Annotated in this window: 11 protein-coding genes; 5 read left to right on the forward strand and 6 right to left on the reverse strand. The window is 70.7% G+C overall.

The genetic code is table 11. The annotated features are described in order from the left end of the window. Positions 1-117: 117 nt before the first annotated feature. The 4 genes from AB0I53_RS48090 to AB0I53_RS48105 form a co-directional block, all read right to left on the reverse strand. Positions 118-1542 (reverse strand): aminobutyraldehyde dehydrogenase, encoded by a 1425-nt coding sequence (locus AB0I53_RS48090; protein ID WP_358617521.1) that lies wholly within the window; start codon positions 1540-1542, stop codon positions 118-120. Then, positions 1542-2483 carry an agmatinase gene (speB, locus tag AB0I53_RS48095; protein ID WP_358617524.1) on the reverse strand — a complete coding sequence of 314 codons (942 nt, stop codon included), beginning with the start codon at positions 2481-2483 and terminating at the stop codon, positions 1542-1544. Before speB ends, AB0I53_RS48090 begins: the two co-directional genes overlap by 1 nt. A gap of 62 nt (positions 2484-2545) precedes the next feature. Next, positions 2546-3838, reverse strand: coding sequence for an NAD(P)/FAD-dependent oxidoreductase (locus AB0I53_RS48100; RefSeq protein WP_358617527.1), 1293 nt, complete (start codon positions 3836-3838; stop codon positions 2546-2548). A gap of 30 nt (positions 3839-3868) precedes the next feature. Next, entirely contained in the window at positions 3869-5323 is a 1455-nt protein-coding gene (locus AB0I53_RS48105; protein WP_358617529.1) for a cytosine permease, read from the reverse strand. A gap of 558 nt (positions 5324-5881) precedes the next feature. On the opposite strand from AB0I53_RS48105, the gene AB0I53_RS48110 reads away from it, so the two are divergent. Both AB0I53_RS48110 and AB0I53_RS48115 read left to right on the forward strand, forming a co-directional pair. Continuing rightward, positions 5882-6346, forward strand: coding sequence for a hypothetical protein (locus AB0I53_RS48110; protein ID WP_358617532.1), 465 nt, complete (start codon positions 5882-5884; stop codon positions 6344-6346). A 212-nt stretch (positions 6347-6558) separates the two neighbouring features. Continuing rightward, complete coding sequence (locus tag AB0I53_RS48115; RefSeq protein ID WP_358617534.1) at positions 6559-6762, forward strand: hypothetical protein; 204 nt, start codon at positions 6559-6561, stop codon at positions 6760-6762. Positions 6763-6768: 6 nt separating this feature from the next. Here the strand turns inward: AB0I53_RS48115 and AB0I53_RS48120 are convergent, their stop codons facing one another. Then, positions 6769-8175, reverse strand: coding sequence for a helix-turn-helix domain-containing protein (locus AB0I53_RS48120; protein WP_358617537.1), 1407 nt, complete (start codon positions 8173-8175; stop codon positions 6769-6771). A 13-nt stretch (positions 8176-8188) separates the two neighbouring features. Further along, entirely contained in the window at positions 8189-9649 is a 1461-nt protein-coding gene (locus AB0I53_RS48125; protein WP_358617540.1) for a PucR family transcriptional regulator, read from the reverse strand. Positions 9650-9801: 152 nt separating this feature from the next. Between AB0I53_RS48125 and gabT the strand changes: the two genes are divergently transcribed. The 3 genes from gabT to AB0I53_RS48140 all read left to right on the forward strand — a co-directional run bounded on the left by gabT (position 9802) and on the right by AB0I53_RS48140 (position 11993). Further along, positions 9802-11145 (forward strand): 4-aminobutyrate--2-oxoglutarate transaminase, encoded by a 1344-nt coding sequence (gene gabT, locus AB0I53_RS48130; RefSeq protein WP_358617542.1) that lies wholly within the window; start codon positions 9802-9804, stop codon positions 11143-11145. A 114-nt stretch (positions 11146-11259) separates the two neighbouring features. Next, the gene (locus tag AB0I53_RS48135; RefSeq protein ID WP_358617544.1) at positions 11260-11616 is read left to right on the forward strand and encodes an AbrB/MazE/SpoVT family DNA-binding domain-containing protein; all 357 of its coding nucleotides are present in this window, start codon (positions 11260-11262) and stop codon (positions 11614-11616) included. Between the two features lie 5 nt (positions 11617-11621). Continuing rightward, positions 11622-11993 carry a type II toxin-antitoxin system VapC family toxin gene (locus tag AB0I53_RS48140; RefSeq protein ID WP_358617547.1) on the forward strand — a complete coding sequence of 124 codons (372 nt, stop codon included), beginning with the start codon at positions 11622-11624 and terminating at the stop codon, positions 11991-11993. The last annotated feature ends 110 nt before the right edge of the window (positions 11994-12103 follow it).

Raw genomic sequence — 12103 nt, forward strand, 5'->3', positions numbered from 1 at the left:
GAGGCGCGCCGGCGCCCGGGCGGTTTTTGTTTTGGCCGCATATCGCAGCCCAAAAGACTCACGGCCGGAGTTACCAGCGCTCGGCCGCGGAACTCCGGTGCCCTCGGTTGCTCGCGGTCAGGCGTGGTTGTGCATGACGTGCTTGATGCGGGTGTAGTCCTCGAAGCCGTAGCGGGAGAGGTCCTTGCCGTAGCCCGAGTGCTTGAAGCCGCCGTGCGGCATCTCCGCGACCAGAACCATGTGGGTGTTCACCCACACGCACCCGAAGTCCAGGTTCGTCACGGCTCGCTGCGCTCGCCCGTGGTCGCGCGTCCAAACGCTGGATGCGAGCGCGTAGTTCACGCCGTTGGCCATGCTCAGAGCCTCCGGCTCGTCGCGGAAGGTCTGCACCGTGAGCACCGGCCCGAAGATCTCCTCCTGCACGACCTCGTCGTCCTGGCGGACGCCGCCGAGCACGGTCGGCGCGAAGAAGCATCCCTCGTCGCCGATCCGCTTCCCGCCGGTGAGCACCTGCGCGTGCGCGGGCAGCCGGCCGATGATGTCCTGCACCCGCGCCAGCTGCGCGGCGTTGTTCAGCGGGCCGACAGCGGCGTCCACATCGGACGGTGGGCCGCAGCGCAGGGCTCCGACCTCCTCCACCAGCAGCCGGGTGAACTCGTCGGCGACCGACTCGGCCACCAGGACCCGGGTCGCCGCGGTGCAGTCCTGCCCGGCGTTGAACGTGCCGGCGGCGGCGATGCCCGCGGCGGCCGCGGCGAGGTCGGCGTCGGCGAACACCAGCGCCGGGGCCTTGCCGCCCAGCTCCAGGTGCACGCGCTTGACGTCCTCGGCCGCCGCTGCCGCCACCTCCCGGCCCGCCCGGGTGGAGCCGGTGATCGACACCATCGCCGACGCCGGGTTCGCCACCACTGCGCGGCCGGTTTCCCGGTCGCCGCACACGACGTTGAGCACGCCCGACGGCAGGATCCCGGCGGCCACCTCGCCGAGCAGCGCGGCGGTCACCGGAGTCGTGTCGGCGGGCTTGAGCACGACGGTGTTGCCCGCGGCGATCGCCGGCGCGATCTTCCACACCCCCATCAGCAGCGGGTAGTTCCAGGGCGCCACCTGGCCGATCACGCCGACAGGTTCGCGCCGCACGTAGGAGGTGTGGCCCGGGGCGTACTCCGCCGCCGCGGTGCCCTCCAGGACGCGGGCCGCCCCGGCGAAGAACCGGATCTGGTCGATGGCGGCGGCCACCTCTTCGGTGCGCGTGGCGGCCACCGGTTTGCCGGTGTTCTCCACCTCCGCCGCGACGAACTCCTCGGCGCGCCGCTCCATTTCGTCGGCCAGCCGCAGCAGCAGCCGCTGCCGGTCGGCGGGCGTGGTGGTCCGCCAGTGCTCGAAGGCCCTCTGCGCCGCCGCGTACGCCGCCTCGACGTCCGAAGTGGACGAAAGCGGCGCGGTGCCGAACACCTTGCCCGTGCAGGGATCGATCAGGTCGGTGGTGCGGCGGTCGGCCGCGTCAGCCGGCCGGCCGTCGATGATGTTCCGGATCTCGCGCATCAGCGTCCTCCCGGCAGGATGCAAAGCAGGTCGTACAGCACGTGAGCGGCGGCGATGCCGGTGATCTCGGCGTGGTCGTAGGCCGGGGCGACCTCCACCACGTCGGCGCCGACGACGTTCAGGTCGGCCAGGCCGCGCACCACTTCGAGCAGTTCGCGGCTGGACAGCCCGCCGGCTTCGGGCGTTCCGGTGCCCGGCGCGAAGGCCGGGTCCAGCACGTCGATGTCGATGGACAGGTACACCGGGCGCGAGCCGAGCCGGGTGCGGATCCGGTCGATGATGGTGTCCAGCGGCGTCCGGGCGAACTCGCGGCTGTGCACCGCCGCGAAGCCCATCCGCTCGCTCTCGTCGAGGTCGAGCTTCGAGTACAGCGGGCCGCGCAGGCCGACGTGCATCGAGTGCTCGAAGTCGATCAGACCCTCCTCGGCGGCGCGCCGGAACGGAGTGCCGTGCGTGTAGGGCGCGCCGAAGTAGGTGTCCCAGGTGTCGAGGTGCGCGTCGAAGTGCAGCACCGCGATCGGCCCGTGCCGTTCGTGCTGCACCCGCAGCAGCGGCAGCGCGATGGTGTGGTCGCCGCCGATGGTGAGCAGCGTGCGCCGCGTCCCGGACAGCTCCCGCGCACCGGCCTCGATGGTGTCGATGGCTTCCTCGATGTCGAACGGGTTCACACCGATGTCCCCGGCGTCGGCGACCTGCCGCGCCGCGAACGGCTCGACGCCGTTGGCCGGGTTGTACGGCCGCAGCAGCCGCGAGCTCTGCCGGACGTGGTTGGGGCCGAAGCGCGCGCCGGGCCGGTAGCTGACGCCGGTGTCGAACGGCACGCCCCAGATCAGCACGTCGGCGTCGGGCACGTCGGTCAGCCGGGGCAGCCGGGCGAAGGTGTTGTCGCCGCCGTAGCGCGGCACCTTGGTGGCGTCCACCGGACCGATCGGGTTGTTCATGCATTCCTCCACTTTTTCGTGAGTGCGCAAGCGGGCTAGAGCCCGTTTTCGCACTCACGACCTCACTTCTCGGCCGCCAGGATCTCCGCCGCGGCGCGCTTTCCGGACTCGATCGCGCCGTCGATGAACGCGCGCCAGCGGCGGGCGGTGTGCGAGCCACCGAAGTGCACCCGACCCTCCGGCCGGCCGACGCACAGCTCGTACTTCGCGAACTGCCCGGCCGCGAACGTCGCCCACGTGCCCTTGGAGAACTCGTCGTGCACCCAGTCGTGCGTGTGGGCGTCGACGACCTCGGCGTCCGGCGCGAACTCGCGGACCGCGCGCTGCACGTCGGCGAGGTCGCTCGCGTCGACGCGGTCGTGCTCCGGGGCGAAGCACACCAGCACCACGCCGCGCTCGGTGGTCTCCATCGCGCCGACGTAGTCGAAGCTGGTGCCCCAGCCGAAACCGCTGATGTCGTCGGGAACGTTGCGGGCCAGCGCCCAGATCTTCTGGCCCTGCCCCGCGTGGTTCTCCCGCGAGATGGCGAGCTTGTCCGCGGGCAGCGCCGGGCTGAACTCGATGTCCTGCCAGATCCCGACCGGCGTGGTCATCAGCACTCGGTCGGCGCGCGCCGCGCCGCCGTCGTAGGTCACCGTCACGCCGTCGCCGTCGGCCTCGACCTTGCGCACCGGGCTGGACAGCCGCAGCTCGGCGCCACCGTCGGCGAGGATCGCCCGCGCCAGCGAGGCGGTGCCGTTGGCGAAGGTGAAGCCCAGCACGCTGGCCTGCACCATGCCCCACAGCGAGTTGTCCATCGAGGAGCACCACCGGATGATGTCCAGCGCCGAACCGGTGTCCTCGCTGGCGTTCGCGCAGCCGCAGAACCAGGACATCATCAGTTCCTTGGCGTTGCCGGTCAGCCCGACGTTCTCCGCCCACTGGCGGATCGGCACGTCGAGGTCGGCGACGTCCTGCTCGGACAGCGGGCGCATCGGGTCGAACCGGGCGGCCGCCTCGATCAGCGCCCGCACCGCATGCTCCAGCTGCCCGTACTCCTGCGCCGGCACGGGCAGCAGGGTGTCCAGCACCTTGCCGTGGTCGGACCAGGTCATCCGGCCGGGCAGTTCGCTGTCCTTGATCGGGACGTCGTAGCGCTGCACCTCGGCCCAGACGTGCGTCTGCTGCGGGACGATCCAGGTGCCGCCCATCTCCAGCCCGAAGCCGTCGAAGCCCTCCGGCTGATACCAGGTGGAGCCGCCGATCCGGTCGCGGGCCTCCAGCACCAGCACGTCCTTGCCCGCCTCCCGCAGCTCGCGGGCCGCGGTCAGGCCGGCGAAACCTGCGCCGATGACGACGACGTCGTAACGATCCATTGCTCGCACTTCCTTGACTCGTAACGGGATTCAGACGTTCGCTGCGACTCGAACGTCGAGTTGCCGTGGCATCGGCTGCGGACTGCCGATGCACAGCAGCAGGTAGGTGGCGGCCGTGGCCGCGGCGGCCAGCAGGAAGCTCAGGTCGATGCCGCCGGTGAGCTCCAGCAGCGGCCCCTGGTACAGCGCGGTGTCCACCGACAACAGGCCGACGAGCGAACCGGCCAGCCACGCGGCCGCGGCCCGCAGGTTCCAGCCGCCGGTGTACCAGTAGATCCCGCCGCGCGCCCGGCGGTTGTAGACCTGCAGCGCGTCCGGGTCGTAGACGCCGCGGCAGCGCACGAAGCCGATCAGCGTGATCACGGCCCACGGCGTGCCGACCGCGGTGAGCAGCAGCACGAACGCGGTGACCGCGTCCTGGGCGTCCCAGACGAAGTAGCCGAGGAACACCAGCACCGTCGACAGCACCGAGGTGAGGATGGTGGCCTTGACGCGCGACAGCGGCGGCACGATCGCGTCCAGATCGAGGCCCATGCTGTAGATCAGCACGCCGGCGTTGCCGATCGTGCCGAACACGCCGTTGAGCAGCAGCGGCAACAGGAACCACAGCGGCGCAGCGGCCACCAGCGGCCCGACGTAGTCGTCCGCGGCGCGGGCCGCGAACGCGGTGAAGGTGCCGAACAGCTGCGGGATCAGCAGTCCGAGGAGCATGCCGGCGCAGGTCGCGGCGAACACCTTCCCGGACGAGTACCGCTTCGGCGAGACGTAGCGGCTGTAGTCGCCGAGCAGCGTGATGAACGCCATCGGCCCGCTCAGCCCGGCGGCCACAGTGGACAGCGCCCACGTGGTCCAGAAGTCCCCGAGCAGGTAGCCGGCGTCGGTGACCGGCCCGGTCTGGAACTGGTCGCCGTAGGCGAACAGGCCGGCCGCCATCAGCACCACGGTGCCGATCGCGACCCATTTGCTCATCCGGGTCAGCAGCTGATAGCCGAAGATCGCCACGAACACCGAGAGCACGGCCAGCGCCGCGTACGTGATGCTGTGGCTGACCCCGCCATCGGGCAGCCCGAACAGCCGGTGCAGCGGGCCCACCACCGCGGCCCCGCCGGTCCACACCGTCAGCGCGGCGTAGCCGAGCGAAAGCAGCAGGCCGATCACCGAACCGATCAGCCGGCCCCGCACGCCGAAGGTGCCGCCGCTGCTGGTGGACAGGTTCGTGCCGGTCTTCAGCGACACCAGGGCCAGCGGCGCGACCAGCAGCGTGCCGAGCAACGTCCCGGCGATCATCGAGGTGACGGCCGGCCAGAACTCCAGCCCGAACGAGGCGGGCAGCCAGCCGAAGATGACCACGCCGAGGCACATGTTGGAGCCGAGCAGGATTCCGGCGACGTCGCGGGGCCGCCCGGTGCGATCGGTGTCAGGGATCGTGTCGACGCCGTGCGTCTCGATGCCGACGCGCGCGGCCGATGGCGGTTCTGGAGTCATCCGTTGACCTCCTTGGCGGATGGCGGGAGCGTTGAGCCGCGCGGCACCGCCCAAGAGTGGGACAGGTCACCAGCCGGAGGTAGTCACCGATCGTCCGAAGTCCACAACCGCTGTTGGACGTTCACACAAAGCCGCGGAGGCAGCACGGGAGGCACCTGGTTCTGCCTTACGGCCCTTCCGGCGGCGTGCGCAGGTGCGGCAACCTCGCGGAGGTCGGCGGATGTTCGGGAGGCGTTGATGCGCGCACGAGACCAGGAATCGGACGAGAAGAGCCCGAAACAGCCGTCTGCCGTTCCAGCAAACGCGGTCGGAAACGTCGCCGCGAGAACGCCGTCCGGAGCACCCCTGTCCGCCCAGGAGGTGCTGGCGTTGCAGCGCACGGTCGGCAACTCCGCCGTCGAGCGGCTGCTCGACGGCAGCCGTCAGCCACGACGACGCGGACTTCCCGGTCGTCGTGGTCCCGTTCACCTGGGACAACACGCCGGACCGGAGCGGCCAGGTTCGCGTGCCGTACGGGAAGATCCGTGGCCACGTGGTCAACCACGCCGAGACAACCGATTGGTCTCGCTGCCGCGCGACAGCGGCATGGCGGAGGTCTATCTCCACCTCGGCGACGCCGACGTCCACAGCTTGCTGACCGGCCCAGCGGACCGAGGTGGAACCGAAACGCCCCGCTCGGGCCTGTTCCCGGAAGCCGCGGAGGCGCTGCACCAGGATGCCTATCCCGATGTGCTTTCCGGTGGTTACCGCGCCCCCGACGCCCCAGACGCATCCTTGATCGAGCAGCTCGCCGTCGAGGCGGACATGCAGGCCCGCTTCGCCCTGTCCCGCCGGGCCGACCAGACTCCTGGCGATCGCACCGGCAGGATGGGTTACGGCCCCTGCTACCCCGAGCCCAACACATTCGTGCGGGCAGTCGAAAGCCGGCCGCTCGACTTCGGAGCAGGCGCCGGAGAGACGCTGAAAATGGTGAACAACCTGGAGAGGAACGGGCAGCCGAACCTCGTCTTCGACCCCGGCTGAGCGTCGCGACGGACATGGGGCGCCTCGGCGAGAGAATCCGCGCCCCAGAGTTCGCGACAAAGGTCGAAGCCGCGCTGAGCGCTCTCCACGCGATATACACCACGAAGCTCAAACAGGGAGAACAGAACAACATCGACACGGCCGTCCGGGCGGTTTACTGACACCGAGAGGCAGGAACTCGCATAGACACGATCCGCAAATCCTTCGGACAGGTGCTCCAAACCCACATCGACGGCAAAAAGAACTTCGAGGACAGCCTGAACAGGGTGTCCTCAACAGCAGAGGACGCGAACCGAAAGCAAGCGAGGAAATACGGCGAGACGGCGAGCGCGGAAGAAATCAGGCACGGCGTCGAGAAACTGCTGCGCAGTGCCGTCATCAGCTGGCAGCAGAACCAGGATTTCCGGCCGATCTGACGGGCGTCAGGACTGGCGGAGGGCGCGCAGCGCCAGGAACAGGTCGACGCGATCTGCCGTGCTGGAGAGGCTGCGGCCGGTGAGCTCCTCCACCCTGTTCATCCGGTGCCGCAGGGTGTTGATGTGCACGTGGAGGCGTTGGGCCGCCTCCTGCCAGCGGCCACCCGCGTCGAGGAACACCGCCAGCGACGGAACAAGGTCGCTGCCCCGCCGCTCATCGTGGTCCAGCACCGGCCCGAGCAGCGCCCGGGAAGTCGCCGCCAGCAGCTCCGGGTCCTGCGCCGAGAGCAGCAACGCCGGGCTGCTCAGCTGCTCGTGCGTCATCCAGCCGCGCTCCGCCCGCGACGACACCGCCTCGGCGGCGTGCGCCGCCTGCAGCAGGCTCACGCGCAGCTCCGACGCGGTGCCCGGCTTGCCGACGCCGACGTGCCCGCTCTCCAGCGCATCGTGGATGCGCCGCGCCAGCTCCGCCACGGTGTCGCGGACCTGGGCGAACGCGACGACCTCGCCGCCGCGCTGTGCCGCAACTCCGTCGGTGCCCAGCAAATCGCCCAGCCGCGCGGAATCCGCGCCGGGACTCGAAGTGCGCACCACGACGGCGGCGAGCGGTCCGTCGGGCTGCAGGCCGAGCGCGTGCAACCGGGTGCGCACCGTGTCGATCCCGACCGTTCCACTGTGGACCCATTCGAAGAGTTCCCACGCGTAGCGCAGTTCCGTCGCCCGCACCGCGCGAGTGCGTTCGATCTCCAGCGCGATGAACGGCATCGCCTGCACCACCGCCGCGTGCTGCTCCACGTCGAGCTCCGCCAACGGCCGCGGCAGCAGCAGCTCGGCCTCGGCCAGGCCCTCGCCCACCAGCGGCAACGGGTGGTTCGGCTGCGGCGCGGTGCCGGCCACCACGCCTCCGGCGACCCGCACCGCCACGGCTTCGCCCAACTGCTTGGCCAGCGTGTCCAGCACCGTCTCGACGCCGCGCCGCAGCCGCAGCGCCGCGACGATCGCGTCGTGCTGCGCCAGGTGGCGGCGCAGCGGGCGTTCCCACTCGGCGCGCTTGGTGTTCACGAACTCCTCGACGATCTGCAGGAACGCGACCTCCACGGGCACCACGAAGCACGTCAGGCCGTGCTCGCGCGCCGCGTCGATGAACGCCTCGGGAACCTGAGTTTCCGGTGGCACCAGGCCATATCCGACCGCCGCGACGTCGGCAGCGACCAGATCGGCGATGAAGGCCTCCGGAGTGGTTCCGGCGGTGCGCCACACCCCGGCGGTGAGCACCACCTCGCCGCCGCGCAGGAACCGGCCGGGTGCCTTGATCTCGATGGTGTGCACCCAGCGGATCGGCCGGTCCACCCGGCCGCGCACCCGCACCTGCAGGGCGAGTTCCGGCCGGTTCAGCAGATCTTCGACGAGCACCGCGCCACCTCCGTCACTCGCCGGGCCGGTCCAGGACCTGCAGCGCCAGCCACAGCTCCGCGCGCACGCCGGGCTGGTCGAGGCTGCGCCCGAGCAGCTCCTCCACCTTGCGCACCCGGTTGCGCAGAGTGTGCCGGTGCACGCCCAGCCGGTTCGCCGCCGGATCCCACTGCCCATGGTGCGCCAACCAGGTCTGCAGCGACTCCAGGAGCACGCCCTGCCCGCGCAGCGGGGCGAGAACGGCCTCGGCGAACGCCTGCGCGTCGGGGCCGGGCACCAGGTTCAGCAGGCCGTATCCGGCGAGGTCACCGAAGTGCACGACGGTGTCGCTGCGCTTCGCCGCCCGCGCCGCCTGCTGCGCCTGCCGCAGCCCTTCGGCGAGCCCGGTCAACCCGCACGGCTCGGACACCCCGACGGCGACGCCGACCTGCCCGGTGAGCCAATCGAGCGCGCCGTCGCCGACGAGCCCGACCACGACGTCGCCGTGCTCGGCCAGGTAGGCCGGGGCGCTCGGCTGGTCCGCCGACAGCCGGGACAGCAGCTCGTCGCGGTCGCGGGCACCGGCCAGCACCACCACCCGGAACGGCTCGGGCGGCAGCTCGGCGTGCAGGTCGGCGAGCACGTCCTGCACCCGCTCGCCGCGCAGCATCAACGCCAGGAAATCCGCGCGCAGCCGACGCCGGGCAGAAGCGAGCGCCTCGACCTGTTCCAGCGCCAGGGTCAGCAGCGAGGCGGCCGAGTTGATCACGTGGTGGTCGGTGGTGGCGAACGGCCCGCCACGGCCGACGACCAGGAACCCGCGCGCCCGGCCGCCGAGCGCCTGCGTGCTCACTTCCTGGTCGCCGAGCGAGAATCCGGCCGCGGCCAGGCCCCGCTTCGCCCGCACCTTCGCCACTTCCGGCTCCAGTTCCGGCAGCCGCGAACCAGCCGCCGCCGGGGCACTGTGCAGGAGCCGGCCGCCCGCGTCGAGCAGCAGCACCCACGAGTCCAGCAGCAGCGCGAGCTTGCGGACCAACGCGGCCACGCCGTTGGTGGTGCCGGCCGCCTGCGCGAGTTCGTGCTGAGCGCGGCTGGTGCGCCGCAGGCTCGCGTACTCGTCGGCCGCGACGGCGCGCGAAACCGCCTTGCTGATCGCGATGAACGGCGTCGGCCGGGGCACTTCGAGCAGCGGCAGCCCGGCGCGATCCGCCGCCGTCACGAGCTCGGCCGGGATCTGCCGGTGGCTCAGCCCGACGCCGAAGCCCAGGCCCGCGACGCCGACGGCGGTGAGGCGCTCGACCAGCCCCGCGCAGTCCTCGGCGCGCAGCGCCAGGCCGGTGGTCAGCAACAGCTCGCCGCCCTCCAGGAACGGCGCCGGATCCGTCAGTTCGCTGGTGTGCACCCACGCGATCGGATGATCGAGGGAGCGTTGACCGGCCCGCGCGACGAGCCCCAGCGCGGCGTCGGCGACCAGGTCGCGCACCGTCAACGGCACCGGAGAACCTCCTGACAGTGTGTCGAATCCCGGAACCCGAGTTAACCAGATCGTCCACTGTTCGGTTGCGGGTGGCGGGGCGAACCTGTTCGCAGGACAACACGACCAGCGCCCGTTCCAAGCGGCGAAGCAGTACCCAGGAGGTCATCACCGTGACGGTTTCCCCGGCCCAGGCGGCACTGCCGCAGGCGCGCGTGCTGCGCACCGAGATCCCCGGCCCGAACTCCCGCGAACTCCAGCGGCGGCGCGCGGCGGCGGTGTCGACCGGCGTGTCCAGCGTCCTGCCGGTCTTCATCGCCGAGGCGGCCGGCGGCGTGCTGCACGACGTCGACGGGAACTCGCTGATCGACCTGGGTTCGGGCATCGCGGTCACGAACGTCGGCAACGCGGCGCCGGAGGTCGTCGAGCCCGTGCGCCGCCAGGTCGGCGAGTTCACGCACACCTGCTTCATGGTGACGCCGTACGAGAACTACCTGCAGGTCTGCGAGGAACTCGCCGCGCTCACCCCCGGCGACCACGACAAGCGCAGCGCGCTGTTCAACTCGGGCGCGGAAGCGGTGGAGAACGCGGTCAAGATCGCGCGCCGGGCCACCGGGCGGCAGGCGATCGTGGTGTTCGACCACGCCTACCACGGGCGCACCAACCTGACCATGGCGCTGACCGCGAAGTCGGTGCCGTACAAGCACGGGTTCGGCCCGTTCGCGCCGGAGATCTACCGGGTGCCGATGTCCTACCCGGCGCGGGATTCGCGCACCGGCGAGCAGGTGGCGCGGGAGGCGATCGACCGGATCGAGAAGCAGCTCGGCGCCGACTCGGTGGCCGGCGTGCTGATCGAACCGATCCAGGGCGAGGGCGGATTCATCGAGCCCGCGGCGGGATTCCTGCCCGCGATCTCGCAGTGGTGCACCGACAACGGCGTGCTGTTCATCGCCGACGAGATCCAGACCGGCTTCTGCCGGACCGGCGCCTGGTTCGCCTGCGATCACGAGAACGTGGTGCCCGACCTGATCACCACGGCGAAGGGCATGGCCGGCGGGCTGCCGCTGGCCGCGGTCACCGGCCGCGCGGAGCTGATGGACGCGATGCCGCCGAGCAGCCTGGGCGGCACCTACGGCGGCAACCCGGTCGCCTGCGCGGCCGCGCTCGGCGCGATCCGCGCGATGCGCGAACGCGACCTGGCCGCCGCCGCGCGCGAGATCGGCGACCTGGTGTTCCCCCGCCTGCGCGCGTTCGCCGAGACCACCGACGCGATCCTCGACGTGCGCGGCCGGGGCGCCATGATCGGCATCGAGTTCGTCAAGTCGGGCACCACCGAACCGGACCCCGAGGTGACCTCGCGGATCGCCAAGGCCTGCCACGCCCAGGGCGTCGTGATCCTCACCTGCGGCACCTACGGCAACGTGATCCGCCTGCTCCCCCCGCTGGTCATCGACGAAGCCCTCCTCGAAGAAGGCCTGACGATCCTGGAAGAAACCATCCGCGAACACACCCGCTGATGCCGCGGGCCGCGGACGCCTGCCAACGCTCGCGACCGCGGCCCGGCCCGGGCGGGAGAACACCCACTCACACGTGTGACACCTGCCGCGCAAAGTGACCGATAATCTGGATTCGTGTCACAGGCTGAATACATCAGTCTTGCCGCGCATCTACCAGTCATTCATGCTGGAGGCGTGGCACTGGCTGATGAACGTGGGGCGAGAACCGAGATCACGGCCAACGGGCAAGGCCGGGTGACCATTCCTGCGCCGATCAGGAGGGCTGCCGGCATCGAGCCCGGCACACCGCTCGCGATCTACGAGGAAGACGGCCGAGTCGTCATCGAAACGCGCGCGCAGCTCGCCGCCCGCATTCGACGTGACGTCGCGGCGGCCTGGCGCGGTGACGGATCGGTGGTCGACGAGCTGATCGGCGACCGCCGGGCATCGGCAGCCGCAGAGGAGAACGAGTCCAGCGGAGGCCGTCTTTGACCACGGTGCTGGACACATCCGCGATCCTCGCGTGGCTCCGCGATGAAACCGGCGCCGAAGCCGTGGATCCCGTGCTCGGCGATGCGACGGTGTCGGCGGTGAACTGGTCGGAACTCGCGCAGAAACTCACCCAGCACGGCGCGGACGCCGGGCGCACCTGCGATCGCCTCCGCACGCTCGGGGTGCTGGTGGAGCCGTTCACCGCCGACGACGCCCTGCGCGCGGGCGAGTTGTGGCCGCACACCCGGTCCTTTGGGTTGTCGCTGGGAGATCTGGCCTGCCTTGCGGTGGCACTCCGCCTCGACGCACCCGTCATGACGGCGGACAAGGCCTGGCAGGACATCGACGTTCGCGTTCCGATCCAACTTCTGCGCTGACGCTCGTGAGTGTTCGGGTGGGGGGGTTAAGGGGGCGTACTAAACGGGCCCGTGGGGAATTATAAAAAAAGTAAACAAATAAAATAATTTGTGTTTTGGTGTTTGGGGGT

Source organism: Saccharopolyspora sp. NPDC050389 (genome assembly GCF_040655595.1).
Lineage (GTDB): Bacteria > Actinomycetota > Actinomycetes > Mycobacteriales > Pseudonocardiaceae > Saccharopolyspora.

Bases quoted from the DNA above. Each gene is read 5' to 3' on its own strand.
- AB0I53_RS48090 (WP_358617521.1), bottom strand. From the start codon at position 1,542: ATGCGCGAGATCCGGAACATCATCGACGGCCGGCCGGCTGACGCGGCC.
- speB (WP_358617524.1), bottom strand. From the start codon at position 2,483: ATGAACAACCCGATCGGTCCGGTGGACGCCACCAAGGTGCCGCGCTAC.
- AB0I53_RS48100 (WP_358617527.1), bottom strand. From the start codon at position 3,838: ATGGATCGTTACGACGTCGTCGTCATCGGCGCAGGTTTCGCCGGCCTG.
- AB0I53_RS48105 (WP_358617529.1), bottom strand. From the start codon at position 5,323: ATGACTCCAGAACCGCCATCGGCCGCGCGCGTCGGCATCGAGACGCAC.